This is a genomic window from Nonomuraea sp. NPDC052116 (genome assembly GCF_040680035.1).
In the GTDB taxonomy this organism is placed as follows: domain Bacteria; phylum Actinomycetota; class Actinomycetes; order Streptosporangiales; family Streptosporangiaceae; genus Nonomuraea; species Nonomuraea angiospora_A.
On record NZ_JBFAWA010000024.1, the window covers coordinates 59,902 to 78,897 of the forward strand.

Below are 18,996 nucleotides of genomic sequence, written 5' to 3' on the forward strand. Positions count from 1 at the left end.
CGGGATACGTGAAACCACTGAGGCGCCGGATTTACGGGTCCGCGGCCGTTCACCCGAGGGCCGATCTTGCCCACAATGGGCGCCGGAACCCACACGACCGAGGAGGACCGATGAACGACAACGGCAAGACCGGCATCCGGCGACTGCGGCGCATCGTCGTGGGCGCGGTGGCGCTGGCCGCCTGCGCCATGCTCGCGATCGCGGGACCCGCCGCGGCCGACAGCGATGGCGGCTTCGGCGGTTTCGGCGGCGGCAGCGGCGGCGGAGGCGGAGCCAGCGGCAGCTGGTGACCCGGCCCCGGCACCGGATCAGCCGGGCAGAGTGACCGGCTCGGCAGAGGTCTTCGCTGTTGCGAAGTCGGTGATGACCTTGGAGCATCTCCTTACCGACGCGTGCGACGTTCCGGGAGTGCCCTGTGGTCATCGATGATCTCTCCGAGCCGGAACTCGTCCTCTGGGAGGCGTTTCCCGTAGCCCGTCCGGTAGATCTTCCCGGCGTCCCCGTCCGGGCCGCGGTCATCGCGAAGCTGCTGCTCGGCGCCCAGGAACGCCTGCCGGGACAGACGCCCGGCCTGCGGCTGTCCGGAGCCCGGATCACCGGCCGGCTGGACCTGTCCGACGCCGAGGTGCAGCACCCTCTGATCCTGACCGGCTGCGAGTTCGAGGAGGCGCCCGTCCTCACCCGAGCCCACACCGGCCTGGTCGACCTCGCGGCTTCCCGGTTACCCGGACTGCGGTCCGCGGATGCCGTGATCGGTGGGGGCCTGCGCCTGGAAGGGTGCCTGATGGACGGCCCGATCCAGCTCGGCGGAGCGCATGTGTCCGGGACGATGGATCTCAGCGACACGGCGATCCGCGCGGATCCGGCCGTCCACGCCGACGGCCTGACCGTCAACCGGGATCTTCTGTGCGCGAACGCCGTCATCGACGGTGAGATGCGCCTCGCGGGCGCCAGGATCGGCGGGACGATGACGCTCGACGGCGCGCGGGTCGGTCGGCCGGGCGGCCGCGGCCTCACCGCCGAGGGGATCGTCGTCGACGGCGGGTTGTCGGGCCGGCACGGCTTCCTCTCGTACGGTGAGCTGAGCGTGCAGGATGCCCGGGTGGGACGCCGATGCGAGTTCGGCGGGGCCCGGCTGTCCAACCCCGGCGGCGTCGCCCTGAACGCGGAGAGGCTCACCGTCGAGGGCAGGCTGCTCTTCGATGAGGGCTTCGCCGCCGAAGGCGAAGTCCTCCTGCGCGGAGCCCAGGTGGCCGGGCAGCTCTTCTTCCGCCATGCGACTCTGGCCAATCCGGGCGGACGCGCGCTGAACGCACCGCTGATGGAGATCGGCGGCGGGCTGCGGGCCACACCCGGCTTCGTGGCGACCGGAGCGGTCTTCCTGGACTCGACGCAGGTCCGCGGATCGCTCAACGTCGACGGCGGGAGGATCTCCAACCCGGGCGGGACGGCGCTCTCACTGCGGCGGCTGGGGGTTACCGGCAGGCTCAGCTGCAGCGAGGGCTTCAGCGCCGAAGGCGAGATCGTGCTCATCACCGCCAAGGTCGAGGGCACCGTGGAGTTTCACGGCGCCACCCTCAGCAATCCCGGCGGGCGCGCTCTGTCCCTGTGGGAAGTGACCGCGGGCGGTGGCGTCGACTGCTGCGAGGGCTTCACGGCCACCGGAGCCCTCTCGATCAGGAACTCCCGGATCGCCTCCACGCTGTGCTTCGCCGAGACCACCCTCGACGGCGACCTTCACCTGCGTGGCGTCGAAGCCGCCTCGCTGAAGATCGGGCCGGAGACCCTGCTGCTGCGCACCGTCGACCTTCGCCACACCCGGGTCGGCCTGCTCGACGACGTTCCTGACCGGTGGCCCGCCCAACTCCTGATGAACGGCTTCACCTACGACAGCCTGGAGACACCCCTGCCCGTCCAGGAGCGCCTTGACTGGCTGGCCAAGGAGGCCTACCAGCCGCAGCCGTACGAGCAGCTGGCCGCCGTCTACCGCCGGCATGGTCACGACGAGGCCGCTCGGGACGTGCTGCTGGCCAAACAGCGCCGCCGCCGGACGGGGCAGCGGCCCGGGGCGCGGCTCTGGGGTTACCTGCAGGACTGGACCGTCGGGTACGGCTACCGCCCGTTCCGCGCCGCGCTCTGGCTCGCGGCCCTTCTCCTCATAGGCACGGTCGCTTTCGCCGTCCACCAGCCACCGGCCTTCAAACCCGGCGAGGCACCCCCCTTCAGCCCCTTCCTCTACACCCTGGACCTGCTCCTCCCGATCATCACCTTCGGACAGGAGAGCGCCTTCGGCCCGCGCGACCTGCAACAGTGGCTCGCCGCCGGGCTGATCGCCGCGGGGTGGATCCTCACGACGACCATCCTGGCAGGCCTCACCCGCGTACTCTCCCGCCAATAGCCATCGTCGGCTCCTGGAGCTCCGGACGATCTGGCATGACATCCGGCCTGACAGGGAGATGATCGTCCATGGCGGACTGGTGCTCCAGGCAGGTGATCGGCCGAGCTAGGGGTGCCTTGTTACATGGACGGGCCGCCGAGAAGGCGGAGATCGACCGGCTGCTCCAAGCCCTCCGGGAAGGCGGCAGCGGCGCGCTGGTCATCGCAGGCGAGGTGGGCATCGGCAAGTCGGCCCTCGCGGAAGACGCGGCCGAGCAGGCGCGTGGCATGGAGCTGCTGCGCGCCACCGGGGTCGAGTCCAGACGGAGTTGCCTTTCGCTGGGCGCACCTGGGCGCGTTCTGCGCCCCCACTCCGACGACCTCGCCCTTTGTCTTCACGACATGCGCACTGGTGGCCCGGTGGGAGGGTGCTGTGGACCAGTATGAGATCAGCGTGCAGCGGGTCGAGGCCTGACCCGTCACCTGCCGGCACCTGGCCTCAGAGGCCCCCGTCACCGTCGGCTGCGCTCCGGCGCCACCTTTGGTGACGGGAGGTGTGGCCACAGCACGCCCCGGCCGGCGCGCGAGATGGCGGTTCGGTTCACCCGCTTCAGGGTCGAGGCGCAGCGGGTTCGGGAGGATGCGACTGCTCGCGGGCGAGGAACGCGCCGAGGGTGGCGGCGGGCGACGACGGCCACGATCGCCGGCCAGGGGGTCTCGAACGACACCCGTACCGGTGCCTCCCCCGTGGTACGCACCGTTGGGGGCCACAGCAGCAACATCCCGGCGGCGCCTTCGCAGTCGCCGATGAGGACCAGGTGGAAGGTGGCTTGCTCGTGTAGCTGGGCCGGGTTCAACCCGTGCTGGTGGCCGTGGAAGTACCGGTACGGCTTCACCCGTCCGGCCTGGTGCACCTCGACCATGGCCCGCCGCAAGCTCTGAGCCCGACGGTCACCGAGCCTGACACCCCAGCCGAGGAGGTGTCAGGCTCTGGTAAATGACGCCTGGTACTCCAGCGACACTTCGCGATCTTGAGGCGTTGGGGTCGCACGGCAGCTGACCATCGACCCCGCCGAGCAGCAGGCCCTGACCGACCTCGCCGATGTCCGACCCACCCAACGCCTACCCGCGACGGATGCCCAGCGCTGATTCACCGCTGACCGGGGGAAGCATCCGGCACTAGGCTGACGCATCGGCCGCGCTCCGGCGCAGTTGCGCCGTGCCGCCCGCCGCAGCTGCACGGTCGCGGTGACTACGAGAGCCGGCGCCAAGACCACCTCGACGCCGGACAAGCGCTCAAGGACGGCGGCTCGAGTGCAGGCGTCTGCCGGGCAGGTAGACCGCTGCCGCAGAGCAGGCCGCGGCGACGAAAAGCACTGTCACGAACACCGGCCAGGTCGCGACCATCGCCAGGTTGTGTCCAAGTCCCACGATGACGGTGAGCTGGACCGCCGCAAGCAGTTCCGGCCGGTCATCGAGCGCCTGGGCGGCCATGAGCAGCAGCACCAGCAGGGCGGGCGTGTAAGCCGGAATCTGCGGGTAGTCCGAGCCGCTGTTCAGCAGGTAGACGCCGCACACGTCCGCGACGACCAGCAACGTGGCCGCCATGCCCAGGACCAGTGCCGGCCGCGCGCCGCCCGCTCGCCAGCGCAGAACCACCCGCGTCACAAAGAACCCGAGCAAGAGCACGACGGCCGAGAACACCACCCGCCAAGGGATCTCCTCCCCGGGATCGTCCATCATGTCGTGGGGGAACCGCTGGTTGATGATGATCATGACCAGTGCGAGCGCTCCGCCGAAGGCTCCTGCGGCTCTCCACCACCAGCGGCCGGGCTGGGCCATGGCCGTCTCCGTGAACGCGACCAGCAGGATCAGCAGGCCGGATACCATGGGGCCGACCAGTTCGGCTGCACTGAAAGCCGCGTAGACGTGGGCAGATACGCCCAAGTGCAGCGCGGCCAGGCCGGCGGACGCGCCGAGGCTCACGGTGCGCCATCGGCCCTCCGGCAGCAGGCCGACCCCGAATGCCGCGGCGATCAAGAGCCACAACCAGACGATGTAGTCAGGGACGACCGCACTGCTGAACATGGCGGAGAACGGGGGCGTGCGCTCCGGACCGAGCAACAGCAGCAGCCCTGACAACAGCGCCAATCCACGCGATGCCAGGAGCAGCCACACCCGCCCGCGCGGCGTGTCGGAATCCCTGTCCGGCGACGCGTCCACGTCCGCCGATGCGGCGTTCCTCGCACCAGGTTTCCCGGTCCAGGAGCCGGGAGCCCGCGCAGCCGCGCGAACCTGGTCGGCTTCCACGTCGCCGCCGGGCACCTGCTCGGCCTCCGGCACGGTGGGGAGCGGCGCCGCGCGGCCGACGTGCGCGACTGTCCCACGGCCGGCATCATCCGGCAGGTTCTCAGGCGGGACGGCGGGGTGGCCGAGGGCGCGTGACGCCGCTGCCGAGACGGATCGGCTGTCGTCGTGCGCGAGCTCTTCCAGGGCCAGCCGCGCCGCGAGCGCGAGCCCGGCGTGGCGGCTGTGTCGTAGCCGCTCCAACGCGCCGATCGTACCCTCCCGGATCTTGGCGATCGGGTGGTCGATGGCCTCCTGCAGTTCGGTCGGCAACGGCGCGGGTCGATCCACGGGACGGCCGCGCCGTGCGATGATCAAGTCGCCCTGTACGTCGAACGTCCACTTCCCGGGCGTCTGCTTGGGGGTGACGGCCCGTACCTTGTCGTAGACGAAGTCGTACAGCTCGTGTATGCCCACATAGCCGTCCTGGTCCTGGTCGGCCTCGCCGGTCTCGAGCCCTTCGACCAGCGCTCTGGTGAACACCGAAGGCGAGGTCGTCTCCTGAGCGTCGGCGAGGTCGGTCCCGTCGAAGGCGTACTCCAGGGCATTGGAGGCCGTGATGACCACCCGCCCGCGCCCGCCGAACTGCTCCTCGACGTGCACGTCCGTTCCCGCTCTCGGCAGCGCGCCCCGCGCGAAGGCGCCGGCGTAGCAGCAGTCGAGCAACAGGACGATGCGCCGGCTGCGGCTGCGGCCCATCCGCCGGTTGACGAACTCCGCCGACACCGCGGTGGCGCCGAGCCTGTTGAGCTTGGTGCTGGGCGTGGCGAAATACAGTTCGCCGTTGTCGTCCTTGACCCCGTGGCCGGAGAAGTGCAGCAACAGCAGGTCGTCGGGGTGACAGTCGGCGAAGAACTCCTCCACGGCTTCGTTGACGACGGTGGTGGACTCGTTGAGCATCGTGCGTACGTCGAACCCGCCGATGGCCTCGTCGCCCAGCACCCTCGCCAAGGCCTCGGCGTCAAGTGCGGGCGCCCGCAGCCGCCGCAGCCCGGGATCTCCGAACTCGTCGCTGGCCACGATCAGCGCGAGGCGGCGGCCGGACTGGCCGGGTGCGTCCGGCTGCTTGCGGCGGCGCAACCATACGTCGGTGAGCTCGCGTTGCTCCCTGGACGGGATGCCGGTCAGTTCCAGCACGTCGCCGTCGATCTCCAGCTTGACCGAACGGTGCTGATGGCGGTTGAGCCAGGCGGTCACAGCGTTCACGATCGAGGCCAGCAGTTCCGTGCCGGCCAGCGCGATCACCAGGCCTCCGAGCGTGAACGACAGGACCGCCCTGGTGTCTTCGGCGGCTTCCCCCGCCTCGGCGGCGCCGGCCACCACGTCCAGTTCGAGGAGTTCGTTCCTCAGCTTGGCCGTGGCGTCGTCCAGCTCTTGGGCATCCGCGGCTGCGTCGATCACTCGTAGCCGCAACCGCACCGTCTCACTCACCATGGGCCGCCTCCGGGCAAACGCAGGACACCACGAAGACGGCATGTCGCCAGGGACTGAGCCGTCACATACCGATATCGCCGACGATCACACTGTCGCTACCTGGAAGCTCCGGAGCTTTGGCGGAAAATCCGACCGCGGTACCGGCAGTTGTGCCTGCAGGTCGAACACGCCGAACGGGCTTCCGGCAAGACGTCACCGATGCCGGTGAGTCCCCGCCGGAGGCGCACCATACCGACGGGGATCCCGCCTGCGCGCATGCTCGCGGAGCGCGGGACCACCCCGCCGCCGCGCCGGCGCTGTGCCGCAACTGCCACGGGCCGGTCACCTATGGCCATAACCGCGCCGCGCTCAACTCGGTCTTCGCCGCAGCCCGGCCGGGCAGTAGCCGGCCGCCCCGCCCCGGACGCCGACGCGCTCGGCGGTGGCCGCCGGCCCGGTGGCCGACAGCGCCGCTGCGAGGAAGGTTCTCATGTCTCGACTGTGCTTTGCACCGCGCGGCGCCGCATGAGCAAGGCATGCTCAAAAGGAGGATGGTCGCCGCTACGCTGTGTGACCGTGAAACCGCTCGGCTACCAGTCGGTCGCCACCACGGGCGACTGCGGTGAGTGGTGTAGATCACTTCAGCCGGCTGGGAAAGGAAGCGGCAGCCGAGCCGGCGATCCGGAGTGGTCGACCGCGGCGCCGGGGGCGCGGGCGAAGTTGAGTAGGGCATACTCAGGCGATCGCGGCGCGAGGGCGCGACGGTGGGGCCATGCTCGCCTTGCGTGCCCGTCGTCTCTTCGACGGCCAGGAAATGCGCCACGACCAGGTGGTGATCGTCGAGGACGGCCGCATCACCGGCATCACCACCGAGGTGCCGGCCACGGTCGACCTGGGTGATGCCACGCTGCTGCCCGGACTCATCGACTGCCACGTCCACCTGGCCTTCGACGCGAGCCGCGACGTCGTGGCGATGCTGGAACCGCCGGGGCTCGCCGACCGGATGCGGCAGGCCGCGCGGCAGCACCTCGCGGCCGGGGTGACGACCGTACGCGACCTGGGGGACCGGGACTACCTGGCGCTCGGGCTCGACCTCGGGCTCGACGGGCCGGAGATCCTCTCCGCCGGGCCGCCGATCACCACTCCCAGAGGGCACTGCTGGTTCCTGGGCGGTGAGGCGGCGGGGGAGCACGGGGTGCGCGAGGCCGTACGGGAACGGGCGGCGCGCGGCGTCCACGTGATCAAGATGATGGTGACGGGCGGCGAGATGACGCCAGGCACGCACTCCCACCTGCTCCAGTACGGCCTCGCCGAGCTGAGGGCGGCGGCCGACGAGGCCCACGCGCACGGCCTGCCGATCACCGGGCACGTCCACTGCGCGGAGGGGATCGCGCACGTCCTGGACGCCGGGTTCGACTCGATCGAGCACTGCTCGTTCTTCACCGAGGACTCCTACGCGGTGGACCACGCGATGATCGCCCGGCTGGCCGCCGCCGACGTCGTGGTGTCCCTCACGGCGGGGGTGGCGCCCGGCCCGGCGCAGCTGCCGCCGCGCATCCAGCAGCGGATGGCGGGCATGAGGGAGGCGCTGCGGGCCGTTCAGGCCGCCGGGGTGGACTTCGTCATCGGGACGGACGCGGGCATCGGGCCGCCCAAGCCCCACGGAGTGCTGCCGTACGGGGCGGAGATGCTGGTCGAGCACGGGTACGCGCCCCTGGACGTGCTGCGGGCGATCACGTCGGGCGCGGCCCGCGCCTGCCGGGTGGGGGAGCGCAAGGGCAGGATCGCGTCCGGGTTCGACGCCGATCTGCTGGCCGTGGCGGGCGACCCGCTCTCCGACATCACCGCGCTGCGACGCCCGCTGGCCGTCTACCGGATGGGGCGCCGCGCCCCGGGCCGATGACCCGTACGAGGGCGGTATATGCCGGGATGCGAGCTGCGTGAGCGAGCGGGCGGCCTGGGCCTGGTGACCGCGCGCCACCTGTCCCGCGCCGGCATGGACGTGCTCCCTGTCGGCACGAACCCCGCCCGCACCACCGCCCTGCCGGGTATCTGATCCCAGCCCGCGGCTCCCGCCGACCGGGGCGTGGCCTCGGCCGGCGGGAGCCGGAACTTCGCGTCCGACCCCGCCGGGATCATGCGGAGGGGCGGGCCGCTCAGTTGAAGCAGTCCTGCTTCTTCAGGGCCATGCCGAACTCCGTGACCTTGCCGTGCAGGACGGTGAAGGAGTAGTAGGCCTTCGTGTTGCCCGGCACCGTGGTCACCCAGAAGCCGTGCGTGTCCTGCTTGAGGTTCGGGTAGACCTTCTTCAGCTGCGACTTGGCCGTCCCGACCGCCACGCCTTCGGAGGTCTTGGCGGTCTTGGGCGGGAAGAAGGCGGCCACACCCAGCTTCGGCGAGATGTACAGGCCGACGTTGTCCTTGCCGGTCGGGTACTTCTTCAGGTCCCAGCCCGAGCAGCCGTCGGTGCCACCGTCGATCTTCTTGGTGATCCCGGCCGCTTTGGCCTGCTTGAGCGACATGCCGAGCTTCAGCCCGCCGAAACCGTTCGGACCGACAACCGGCTTGGTCTGGGCGAGGGCGGGGGTGGCGGCGAGCGTCAGGGTGGCGGCCACGGCGATCATGAGCTTCATCATGGTTGGTATGACGACCGCGAAACGCCCAAGGTTCTGAGTAGACCTTACTCATGTGCGTCCCGCGAGGTCACTTCATCCTGGCAGCATGCGCTTACTCACAGTGTTATCCCTGATCGCGCTCAGCCTGGTGGTGGTCGGCACGCCCGCCGCCCAGGCCAGTACGGGCGTCACACTCCGGCTCACGATCAACAAGATCCACCAGATCGAGAGCCCCGACAACGGCACGGGCAACTACTTCCCCGAGATCCGCATCGGGAACGGCGACCTGCAGCGCAGGAGCGCGGTGGAGGACGACGACTTCGATCCCAGCGCGTTCGACCCACCGTGGATCTTCACCCAGGACGTACAGGTCCCGGACGACACCACCAAGGTGCCGATCCTCATCCGCCTCTGGGACGAGGACGGCGGCCTCAACGGCGGCGACGACAAGCTGGACATCAGCCCCCAGAACCAGGACGACGACCTCGAGCTCCAGTACGACATCGGCACCGACACCTGGACCGACCCCGGCGACCTGCTCACGCCGGGCCAGACCTACGTGGAGGGCGACGGCGACCCCAACTTCCCCAACGCGCACGACGGCAAGCGGGCGGGGATCGGCTTCAGGATCGAGCGGACCAGCGGCCCGCTGCCCGACATCGACGGCGACGGCATCCCCGACGTCATCGAGCGCTTCGGCATCCGCAACCCCGACGACTCGATGAGGTTCGACCTGAAGCAGCTGGGCGCCAACCCCTGCCGCAAGACGGTCATCGTGTGGATCGACTGGATGACCGGCGACTCCCAGCACACCCACCGGCCCAAGGACGCCGCGCTCCAGGAGCTCAGGCGCGCCTTCGAGGACGGCCCGGCCACGGCCACCCAGCCCTGCCCCTACGGCGGCGTCCCGCTGGACGACGGGGTGGACTTCATCCCCATCGTCGGCACGGGCATTCCGGAACAGGCCGTGATGACGGAGAAGGACACCGCCTTCGCCAACGCCAGGACGGCCGACCTGCCAGGGCAGCTGGCGCCGTACGCGCACTACACGATCTTCGCCCACGACCTCACCGCCGGCAGCATGGTCTCCGGCCGCTGCTGTGACCCCAGCCGCGGCAACCGCGACTTCATCGTCACGCTCGGCGAGTGGCGTACGTGGTGCGTCGACGGGGGCCCGAACGGCAAGCTGGACTCCACCGTGGTGGGAGACGACTTCCTCAAGGGCAGCCAGATCGGCGTCGGCCCCGACCACGTCTGCAACAGCAAGGTCAAGAAGGGTTCCGACGACATCCAGCTGATGAAGCCAGGCAGCGGTCCGGACGTCGTCTTCTCCGGTACGGCCCGCGACCAGGCCGGCACGCTGATGCACGAGCTGGGACACGCGCTCGGGCTCGCCCACGGCGGCGACACCCGGACCAACTACAAGCCCAACTACCTCAGCATCATGAACTACGCCTACGAGCCGGCCGGCATCCCGACCGGCCTGGACCCGGCGCCCCGCCGCCTGGACTACAGCCAGGGCAGGATGCCCCGGCTCGACCGTGATCACCTCGACGAGAGCAAGGCCATCGGCCCCGGCGACGACTACGCCCGCTGGAAGATCCCCAGCAAGCCGGAGCAGTACGGCCCGGTCGACCCGGCCGTCGACTGGCTGGACTGGAACGTGAACGGGACGGAGGACCCGCCCACGATCGCGGCCGACATCAACTCCGAGGACGACGTGTGCGTCCTGGCGGGCACCAACAACACGGTCGACTCCACCAGGATGAGCGACGACGTCCAGTTCAGCGACGCGATCATCCAGGGGCCCGACAACACGTGCCAGTCGACGCCGCTGGCGGGCAGCGACGACAAGGGTCGCGACCCGATCCTCACCGACTACGACGACTGGGGACACCTGAAGCTCGACGTCTCCAAGCCCGGCGCCGGCGTGGAGTCCGGCCGTGAGATCGACTTCGTGACCGCGGCCAAGATCGAGGCCGGTTTCCAGGACTTCTACACGCCCGACCTGGCCACCACCAAGACCGTCGACAAGGAGCCGGCCGAGCCCGGCGACACCCTCACCTACACGGTCAAGGTGGACAACGTCGGCAAGGGCGGGGCGGAGTCCGTCAAGCTCACCGACACGCTGCCCGACGGCACCGCCGTCGCCCGCGACCTGCCCGACCTGGCCGCCGGGGCGAGCCGCAGCGAGACCTTCACCTATGCGATCCCGTGCGCGACCGACGACGCCGCCACGGTCACCAACTCCGCCACCGTCGTGGGCAAGAACGTGGCAGGCGGCGCGGAGGAGGATACTTCCGACAACACCGGCAAGGCCTCGACCACGGTCAAGGCGCCGAAGCTCACCCTGTCGGCGAGCGCGACGCCCACCGCCGGCGCGGCCGAGGCGGTGACGACCACGCTGACGGTGAAGAACACCGGAGGCGCGAGCGCCACCGGAGCCAAGCTCACCTACAAGCTGCCGACCGAGGTGTACTACAGCACGGCCCTCGACAAGGGCGCGGGCCCCAAGCCTGACGCGGTCGCCGGCGGCACGCTGACCTGGAACCTGGGCACGCTGGCGGCCGGTTCGACCACGACCGTGGCCTTCAGCAGCCGTTCCAGCCTGCTCGTGGTGGGCGGGACCGTCCTGACCGGGCAGTCGCAGGTCTCCTACGGCAACGCCAAGGGCTGCTCCTACACCCCGGCCACGGCGACCTCCACCAGCACCGTGACCGAGACCGCGCCGAGCAGGGACCCCCGCCCGCAGGGGATCTGGCTGGCCTTCCCCTCAATGCGGACGTCTGAGCTGCTGGCCAGGGTCCAGGCCACCGACACCCGCTTCGACGGGATCGACGGCTCGACGCCCGACGGCCAGCTGTCCCAGCACGAGGTGGCGGCCGCGTTCACGCTGCCGCTGCTGCCGCCGCGCAACCTCCGCGCCGAGCTGCTGACCACGTACTTCAACGTGGGCAGCAGGCGGATCAACGCGGCGACGGCCGTCCGCACGATCACGATCGAGCGGCTGCACCTGCACACGGTCGGCGAGGCCGCCAAGCACGCGCAGCAGACCCTGGCCGACCCCGACCTCATCGGCGTCACGGACGCGATGGTGGCCCTCGTCGAGATCAACACGGGGATCGCCGAGCGATACTGACTCCTATGGAGTTTCAAGAGGTGGTACGGCGGCGCCGCATGGTCCGGAACTACGACCCGGACCGTGCGGTGCCCGCCGCCGTGGTCGACCGGATCCTCGGCAACGCGCTGCACGCGCCCTCCGCCGGGTTCAGCCAGGGCTGGGCCTTCCTGGTGCTGGAGGATCCGGCCGATCGCGAGCGGTTCTGGGAGGCGTCCACCGACGACTCCGAGTGGGGGATGGGGCTGCGGCGGGCGCCGCTGCTGATCGTCGCCCTGTCGCACAAGCAGGCCTACCTCGACCGGTACGCCGAGGGCGACAAGGGCTGGGAGGACAGGGACGAGGCCCGCTGGCCGGTGCCGTACTGGGACATCGACACCGGGTTCGCCTCGCTGCTGATGCTGCTGACCGCCGTCGACGAGGGGCTGGGCGCCTGCTTCTTCGGGATCCCGCCGGGTGAGCGGACGAAGGCGTTCAAGGAGGCCTTCGGGGTGCCCGAGGCGTACACGCCGATCGGGGTGATCAGCGTGGGATACCGGGCGCAGGACAAGCGCTCGCCCTCGCTGAAGCGCGGCAGGAGACCGCTGGAGGAGGTCGTGCACCGCGGCTCGTGGAGCGGTCGACGCTAGATTCGGGTCGGCACGTCAACGGTTCATGAGTCTGCCCGCCGGGCGGCGAGTTCGTCCTTGGCCGCCGCCTCGATGCCGGTCATGCGAGCCTGAACGTCCTCGAACTGTTCGTTCAGGTATTCGCGCAGCTGCACCAGCGTGGTGCTGACGTCGGGGGCCGGGTGGACCTGCACCGTCGGGCGGCGCCGGCCGACGCCGCGGAAGGCGAACACCGACAGCACGGCCCAGTACAGAACGGCGATGCCCGCGGCGAGCGACTGCCCGTTGGCCGGGCTGGCGCTGTAGACCATCGCGACCGTGCCGGCGCCGTACAGGACCCAGGCCAGGCGGGCTCCCCAGGACCGCAGCAGCCAGCAGAGCAGCCACAGGCCCGGCCCGGTCAAGGCCCAGGCCGACCAGATCGCTTCGGCTCCGGAGGGCAGGCCGGCGGCGTGGGCGGTGATGTAGTCATGGACCGGCTTGGTGACGACCTCGGTGAGGTGCCAGTCGGCCACCCGTTCCAGCGCCCACGTCAGGCCGGTGGCAAGGCCATGGGCCACGCCGTTGACCACGCCGCCCAGCACCATGACGGCCAGCCACAACAGCGTGACCGAGACGAGGGCCACGACCGCGACGCACACCACGATGACCACGTACTTTGCGATCTCCGCCTCGCGGGGGTTGTCGGCGAACCGCTCGCTCGCCCATCTCTGGAGGCTTTGATACCGGTCAGCGATCCCATCGGCCACTTTCGCCAGCATGCGAGGCTCCTTCGCCGGGACGGGGGGTTCCAGGTACCCCTCGATGTTCTCCCGAATGTGCAGAAGCCGCCACTCAGGGTGACCACTTTGGCCTTTACGGCCGAGGCGTAAGCGGTTCGGCCGGTGCGTCGCCTCGCTGGTCCAGGGTCAGGTGGTGGCCGGGCCGTGGTGGTCGGTGGGGGCCTCCAGCAGGGCGTTCGCCGATCGGTGGATCTTCCTGAGTGCGCTGAGGAGATGTTCGCGTTCCGTCTCGGTGAGGTCGGCGGTGACCTTCTCCTCGAGCAACCGCCGTTCCTTCTCGATGGGTGCCTGCAGGGCGCGTCCGGCGTCGGTGAGCCACAGCCGGACCAGGCGGTTGTCCTGGTCGTCGCGGCGTCGGGTGAGCAGGCCCGCCGCGGTCATCCGGGTGGCCGCCTTGACCACGTTGGGGGTGGTGACGTTCAGCGCGGCGGCGACCTCGCCCGGGGTGCGGCCGTCCTGTTGCCACAGCACCGCGAGGAGGTGGTCTTGTCCCAGGTGCAGCCCGTGGCGTCGCACGGCCGCCTCGGCCGCCGCCCGCAGCGCCTTCGACGTCTTGCTGTGCACGTCCAGGAATTCGGGCACGTCGAGGACCTCCGGTGATGTCGCGAGCGCGGGCGATTGACAGCAGATCGTGTACCGGTTAACGTTCTCCTCGATCATTAACCGGTACACGATTTAGGGGTTCTCATGATACTGGTCACCGGTGCCACCGGAAACGTCGGTCGCGAGCTCGTCCGCGAGCTGGACGAGGCCGGCGTGCCGTTCCGCGTCCTGGTCCGCGACCCGGCCCGCGCCGCCACCTTGCCCGAACGGGTCGAACGGGTCGTGGCGGACCTGAACGACCCGGCGACGCTGCCGCCCGCCTTCGCCGGAGCGGGCCGGCTGTTCCTGCTCACCCCGGGCATCGGCCTCGACCACACCCGGCACGCCGTCGCCGCCGCCCGGTCCGCCGGGGTGCGCCACATCGTGCACCTGTCCTCGTTCAACGTGCTCGGCGACCCCATGCCCGCCATGGGCCGCTGGCACCACGAACGCGAGCAGGCCATCCGGGCCTCCGGCATCGCGGCCACCTTCCTGCGGCCCGGCGGCTTCATGGCCAACGCCTTCGACTGGCTGCCCACCATCCGTGAGGCGGGCTATGTCCTCGATCCGGTCGGCCCCGGCCGGTACGCGCCGATCGACCCCGCCGACATCGCCGCCGTCGCGGCCCTGGCCCTGGCCGGTGACGGCCACCAAGGCCAGGAGTACGTCCTCACCGGTGAGGAGCTGTTCACCATCACCGAGCAGGTCAAGATCCTCGCTGCGGCGGCCGGCCGGGAGATCGCGATCCGGGCGGTGACCACGGCGGAGGAGGCCGTCGCCTCCCGATTCCCCAACGGGGCCCCTCCGGCGCTGGCCGAGGCCATCATCGAGGGATTCCACCTCATGCGCGCCGACACCGCCGGCTTCCGCACCGACACCGTGGAACGCCTGCTTCAGCGCAAGCCCCGCACTTTCGCCGCCTGGTGCGCACGCAACGCCGACGCGTTCAGAACCCCCTGATCCGCGTCTCGCCCCCTGTCGGCATGGCAAAGCGCCACTAGGCCGGGGCCACGATCTGGATCAGGTTCCCGCAGGTGTCGTCGAAGACCGCCATGGTCACCGGCCCCGCCGCCAACGGCTCCTGCGTGAACGTCACTCCCAGCCCGCGCAGCCGCTCGTACTCCGCCTGCACGTCCGGGACCTGGAACGAGGCGGCCGGAATGCCGTCGGCGACCAGCGCCTTCTTGTAGGGCCCGACTGCGGGGTGCCCGTCCGGTTCCAGCAGCAGCTCCGTGCCCTCGGGGTCCTCCGGCGAGACGACCGTCAGCCACTGGGCCCCGCCCAGCGGGATGTCATGCTTCTTGATGAAGCCGAGCACGTCGGTGTAGAAGGCGAGGGCCTTCTGCTGGTCGTCCACGAACACGCTGGTGATGTAGATCTTCACGGTGTCTGTCCTTTCCTGGTGATCGGCCACCGTTCGAAGATGGCGGCCAGGGGAGTGGTGTCGAGGTGGTGGAATTTGTACCGCCCCTGCTTGCGCGTGGTGATCAGCCCGGCCTCCTCCAGCACCGCCAGATGCTGGGACACGGCCTGCCTGGTCAGGCTCAGCTGATGTCGGCTCGTCAGGCGGACGCAGATCTCGAACAGGGTCTGGCCGTCGTGTTCGGTCAGCTCGTCGAGGATGGTCCGCCGGGTGGGGTCGGCCAGGGCCTTGAAGATGTCGCCCATGCGGCGATGATAGGCAAGCCGTCACTTGCCTGTCAACGCGGAGATGTCGCGCTGCGCACGGCCTGGCATCGCGTCGCGTCGCTGGCCGTTGCGCAGGTCAGCTGCCGCCGCCCCCGCAACCGCCGCCCCCGCAACCGGACCCGCCGCCGCAGCCTGAGGAGCCGCTGCCGCAGCCCGAGGACGAGGACCCGGTGCCGCAGCTCGACCCGCTGTGGGTCGATCCGCCGCAACCACCGGAATAGGTGCCGCTGCTGCTGGACGTCGACCGCGGTCCGCGTCGAGGCGCGGTCCGGGGGATGTAGGTGTCCAGTGCCCTGCTCAGGTCCGTGTCGCGCAGTGCCCAGTGACCGTACAGCGCGATGTACACCGGCCCGTTTCCCGAGCCCGCGGGGTGCGCCTTGCGTACCCGGCCCAGCTCCGCCGTGCCGTCGGCCGTGAGCCTGCCCCGCCTGAACCTCCTGTCACCGGCGAGCACGCCGACCGCGCCGATTCCGGTGGCCAGCAGGACGAGTACGGTGACCAGCGGCAACAGCGTCGGGCCTGCGGCGAGTACGACCGCCCCTGCGGCGACCCCGGCGACCGCCAGGACGGAGATCACCCGCAGCCCGCGGGCCAGCCGCGTGAGTCGTGCGAGACGGGCATCGGCCACGATCAGGCCCAGCCCGGCGACGCGGTGCTCCAGCTCCCTCATGGCCGGGCCACCGCCCACGGCCCGGCTCACCAGGAACCTTGACGGGCCGTCGTTCGCCGCGACGGCGGTCAGAGTCTCCCGCTCGACAGGCTCGTCCGTGGCGAATCTCTTGGAGACGGTGTAGAAGCGCGGCCCCCGTGACACGCGCAGCTCTCCGCTTTCGGCCAGGAGCGTGAGGGCCGTGTCGACCACTTTCCCGGATCCGCCCGCCAGATAGGCGAGTTCGTAATGATCGAGGTCGCGAGCGCGGGATCCGGCCGAGGCCACCCGGGTGGCGGCGTGCTCGCGTTTGATCGCGAAGGCGATGGTGACGGCGATCGCCGCCAGGGCCACCGAGAGAATCAGCAGGACAAGGTCCATTACGGCCTCCCTCCGTGCAGCCGATGAGGCTGGTTATCTGAGAGACGCGTAAGGACCTGGAAGAGGTTTCGTTTTGCTCATTTAGTTTCCCGGCGCGCGCGGGCCCCTTCGCGCCGCGTGCGCCCGGGGCCCGCGTGTCCGGCTCGGCTCAGGGGCTCAGGGGCTCAGCAGCGGGGCGCCACGGCGTCGATCTTGCCGCCGAAGTCGTCCTTGTAAACCCTGCGGTAGTCGCCGTCCCGGACGACGCGTGTCTCCTTGCGGTCGGGGACGTGGATCCAGTTGATGAAACATCCGTCGGCGTGCGCCATGAAGGAGCCCACGTTGTCGTGCAGGGCCGGGGGAACGTCCACGTAGCCGTTCCCCGGGTTCCAGCACCACGACGCGCCGGTGTAGTCCCGCCCGCTGTACAGGCAGATGTCGCCGGCCCGGGCCGAGCCGGAGACGGGTGGGGCCGCCGCCGTGGCGGGGGCGGCGCAAGCCAGGACGGCGAGGGCGACGGTGCCGGTAATCGATGCGATGCGCATGCCGCGTGTGCTCGACTTCATTACAGTTTCTCCTCGTGTCGGTGCAGCCTGGAGGGGCTTCCAGGACAGTTCCATCACAGGGTGTAACAGATCCGATACGCAGCGCGTCTCCCTGGCGGATACAAGATCCGGGCCTGCGGTCGGCAAGAAGTGGCGGCCGCGTCATAGCGGGACGTCGAGCGCGGTGTAGTCGCGCGATTCTCGGCGACCATCCACATCCACGTGGCACCCGATGTGATGCGCAGGCGGATAGACGACCTCACCCTGGCGGGGCGCTTCGCGGAGGTGGGGCTGGCCGGGTTCGTGCTCAAGTCGCACTACGTCCCCACGACGGAGCGGGCCGCGGTGGTGCGGGCGGCGGTGCCCGGGTTCGGCGCGGTCGGCGCGATCACCCTGAACGCGTCCGTGGGCGGCATGAACCCCGTCGCCGTCGAGATCGCCGCCCGGGGCGGCGCGCAGGTCGTGTGGCTGCCCACCGTCGACAGCGCCAACCAGCGGGCCTGCACGGCCGGCGACCCCGAGGGGGCCACGCCGCCCATGTGGGCCCGGTTGCAGGACGAGCTGCGGGAGGCGGGGATGGCGGCCGATCCGGTGGACGTCGTGGGGCCCGGCGGCGCCGTGCTGGAGCGGACCCGGCAGGTGCTGCGGGTGATCGCCGGGCACGACATGACGCTCGCCACCGGCCACCTCAGCGCGGACGAGATCGACGCGGTGGTGGACGCGGCCGCGGAGGAGGGCGTCCGCCGCATCGTGATCACCCATCCGGAGTTCACCTCCCAGTGGGTCGCGATCGACCGGCAGCGGGCGCTCGCGGCCAAGGGCGCTCTGCTCGAACGCTGCTTCACCACACCGCACTCCGGCAAGGTCTCCTGGGAGACGTGGTACGAGCACATCGGCGCCGTGGGCCCCGAGCACTCGGTGCTCTCCAGCGACCTCGGCCAGCCGTTCAACCCGCCCGTGGAGGACGGTCTCGCCCTGCTGGCCGACCGGCTGCTCGCCGAGGGCTTCACCGAGGAGGACGTCCGGACCATGGCCGTCGGCATCGTGGCGCTGCGCGACTTCGACCTGGAGATCGCGGAGGGCGGCTTCGTCAGCGTGCTCGGCCGCAGCGGCTGCGGCAAGTCGACGATGCTCAACCTGATGGCCGGTCTCACCACGCCGACCGCGGGCTCGGTCGCCTACCGGGGCGAGCCGGTCTCCGGCCCGCGTACACAGCTGGGCTACCTCACCCAGTCCGACACGCTCATGCCGTGGCGGGACGTCCGCCGCAACGTCGAGCTCCCCCTGGAGATCGGCGGCGTGCCCGCGCGGCCGCGCAGGGAACGCGCGGCCGAGCTCATCAAGAAGGTCGGCCTGGAGGGGTTCGAGCGGCACTACCCGCGCGAGCTGTCCGGCGGGATGCTCCGCCGGGTCAGCCTGGCCAGGATGCTGGCCGGCGACCCCGAGACGCTGCTCATGGACGAGCCGTTCGGCGCGCTGGACGCCCAGCTGCGCGGCGACCTGCAGGCGGAGCTGCTGCGGCTGTGGGAGGAGAGCGGGCAGACGGTGGTGTTCGTGACCCACGACATCGAGGAGGCGCTGCTGCTCGGCGACAGGGTCGTCGTGCTCGGCCGGGTCGGCCGCATCGTGCTCGACCGGCCGATCGACCTGCCCGAGGCCGACCCCGCCGAGATCACGCGGCTGCTGACCGTCTACCTCAAGGGCATCGACCCGAAGGCGCTGACCGAGTTGCCGGGTCTCATGCGTACGGAGATGCCGGAGAGCATCGGCTTCACGCGGGCCTCCTTCGACACGGCCATCGCCTTCCACCGCGCGACCGGCCTGGTCAAGCACCTCCCCACGTACGAGAAGATCGTGCCACCCGCGCTGCGGACGCTCTAGCAGAATGTCCGATCGAACCTTTTATTTCCCAT

At 70.4% G+C, this 18,996-nt stretch carries 18 protein-coding genes; 9 read left to right on the top strand and 9 right to left on the bottom strand.

Features of this window, described 5'->3' with window-relative positions; all coding sequences use genetic code 11:
- Window positions 1–110: 110 nt before the first annotated feature.
- The 3 genes from AB0L65_RS38445 to AB0L65_RS38455 all read left to right on the top strand — a co-directional run bounded on the left by AB0L65_RS38445 (window position 111) and on the right by AB0L65_RS38455 (window position 2,823).
- Entirely contained in the window at window positions 111–290 is a 180-nt protein-coding gene (locus AB0L65_RS38445; RefSeq protein ID WP_364256010.1) for a hypothetical protein, read from the top strand.
- 125 nt (window positions 291–415) lie between these two features.
- Window positions 416–2,398: a hypothetical protein gene (locus tag AB0L65_RS38450; protein WP_364256013.1), complete on the top strand. Its 1,983-nt coding sequence runs from the start codon at window positions 416–418 to the stop codon at window positions 2,396–2,398.
- A 68-nt stretch (window positions 2,399–2,466) separates the two neighbouring features.
- Complete coding sequence (locus AB0L65_RS38455) at window positions 2,467–2,823, top strand: AAA family ATPase (protein ID WP_364256016.1); 357 nt, start codon at window positions 2,467–2,469, stop codon at window positions 2,821–2,823.
- An 849-nt stretch (window positions 2,824–3,672) separates the two neighbouring features.
- Here AB0L65_RS38455 and AB0L65_RS38460 read toward each other — a convergent pair.
- Window positions 3,673–6,156, bottom strand: a complete 2,484-nt coding sequence (locus AB0L65_RS38460) for a caspase family protein (protein WP_364256019.1) — start codon at window positions 6,154–6,156, stop codon at window positions 3,673–3,675.
- A gap of 348 nt (window positions 6,157–6,504) precedes the next feature.
- On the bottom strand, window positions 6,505–6,627 hold the full coding sequence (locus AB0L65_RS38465) for a hypothetical protein (RefSeq protein ID WP_364256022.1): 123 nt from the start codon (window positions 6,625–6,627) through the stop codon (window positions 6,505–6,507).
- A 280-nt stretch (window positions 6,628–6,907) separates the two neighbouring features.
- Here AB0L65_RS38465 and AB0L65_RS38470 point away from each other — a divergent pair, with 280 nt between their 5' ends.
- Together AB0L65_RS38470 and AB0L65_RS38475 are read left to right on the top strand one after the other, a co-directional pair.
- Window positions 6,908–8,038, top strand: a complete 1,131-nt coding sequence (locus AB0L65_RS38470; protein ID WP_364256025.1) for an amidohydrolase family protein — start codon at window positions 6,908–6,910, stop codon at window positions 8,036–8,038.
- A gap of 18 nt (window positions 8,039–8,056) precedes the next feature.
- On the top strand, window positions 8,057–8,191 hold the full coding sequence (locus AB0L65_RS38475) for a hypothetical protein (protein WP_364256028.1): 135 nt from the start codon (window positions 8,057–8,059) through the stop codon (window positions 8,189–8,191).
- A gap of 100 nt (window positions 8,192–8,291) precedes the next feature.
- Here AB0L65_RS38475 and AB0L65_RS38480 read toward each other — a convergent pair whose 3' ends face one another.
- Window positions 8,292–8,771 carry a hypothetical protein gene (locus AB0L65_RS38480; protein ID WP_364256031.1) on the bottom strand — a complete coding sequence of 160 codons (480 nt, stop codon included), beginning with the start codon at window positions 8,769–8,771 and terminating at the stop codon, window positions 8,292–8,294.
- Between the two features lie 85 nt (window positions 8,772–8,856).
- Between AB0L65_RS38480 and AB0L65_RS38485 the strand changes: the two genes are divergently transcribed.
- Both AB0L65_RS38485 and AB0L65_RS38490 read left to right on the top strand, forming a co-directional pair.
- A complete protein-coding gene (locus tag AB0L65_RS38485; protein ID WP_364256034.1) occupies window positions 8,857–11,889 on the top strand; it encodes a CARDB domain-containing protein in 3,033 nt (1,010 codons plus the stop codon).
- 5 nt (window positions 11,890–11,894) lie between these two features.
- On the top strand, window positions 11,895–12,497 hold the full coding sequence (locus AB0L65_RS38490; RefSeq protein WP_364256037.1) for a nitroreductase family protein: 603 nt from the start codon (window positions 11,895–11,897) through the stop codon (window positions 12,495–12,497).
- 23 nt (window positions 12,498–12,520) lie between these two features.
- Here the strand turns inward: AB0L65_RS38490 and AB0L65_RS38495 are convergent, their stop codons facing one another.
- Together AB0L65_RS38495 and AB0L65_RS38500 are read right to left on the bottom strand one after the other, a co-directional pair.
- Entirely contained in the window at window positions 12,521–13,237 is a 717-nt protein-coding gene (locus AB0L65_RS38495) for a hypothetical protein (RefSeq protein ID WP_364256040.1), read from the bottom strand.
- Between the two features lie 147 nt (window positions 13,238–13,384).
- Window positions 13,385–13,840, bottom strand: a complete 456-nt coding sequence (locus AB0L65_RS38500) for a MarR family transcriptional regulator (protein WP_364256043.1) — start codon at window positions 13,838–13,840, stop codon at window positions 13,385–13,387.
- A 105-nt stretch (window positions 13,841–13,945) separates the two neighbouring features.
- On the opposite strand from AB0L65_RS38500, the gene AB0L65_RS38505 reads away from it, so the two are divergent.
- Entirely contained in the window at window positions 13,946–14,800 is an 855-nt protein-coding gene (locus AB0L65_RS38505) for an NAD(P)H-binding protein (protein ID WP_364256045.1), read from the top strand.
- Between the two features lie 37 nt (window positions 14,801–14,837).
- On the opposite strand, the gene AB0L65_RS38510 is transcribed toward AB0L65_RS38505, so the two are convergent.
- The 4 genes from AB0L65_RS38510 to AB0L65_RS38525 form a co-directional block, all read right to left on the bottom strand.
- Entirely contained in the window at window positions 14,838–15,224 is a 387-nt protein-coding gene (locus AB0L65_RS38510; RefSeq protein WP_364256047.1) for a VOC family protein, read from the bottom strand.
- Entirely contained in the window at window positions 15,221–15,508 is a 288-nt protein-coding gene (locus AB0L65_RS38515; protein ID WP_363969448.1) for a metalloregulator ArsR/SmtB family transcription factor, read from the bottom strand. Before AB0L65_RS38515 ends, AB0L65_RS38510 begins: the two co-directional genes overlap by 4 nt.
- A 97-nt stretch (window positions 15,509–15,605) precedes the next feature.
- On the bottom strand, window positions 15,606–16,559 hold the full coding sequence (locus AB0L65_RS38520; RefSeq protein ID WP_364256050.1) for a TIGR04222 domain-containing membrane protein: 954 nt from the start codon (window positions 16,557–16,559) through the stop codon (window positions 15,606–15,608).
- A 164-nt stretch (window positions 16,560–16,723) separates the two neighbouring features.
- Window positions 16,724–17,104: a peptidase inhibitor family I36 protein gene (locus AB0L65_RS38525; protein ID WP_364256053.1), complete on the bottom strand. Its 381-nt coding sequence runs from the start codon at window positions 17,102–17,104 to the stop codon at window positions 16,724–16,726.
- 201 nt (window positions 17,105–17,305) lie between these two features.
- On the opposite strand from AB0L65_RS38525, the gene AB0L65_RS38530 reads away from it, so the two are divergent.
- The gene (locus AB0L65_RS38530; RefSeq protein WP_364256056.1) at window positions 17,306–18,964 is read left to right on the top strand and encodes a DUF6282 family protein; all 1,659 of its coding nucleotides are present in this window, start codon (window positions 17,306–17,308) and stop codon (window positions 18,962–18,964) included.
- Window positions 18,965–18,996 lie beyond the last annotated feature (32 nt).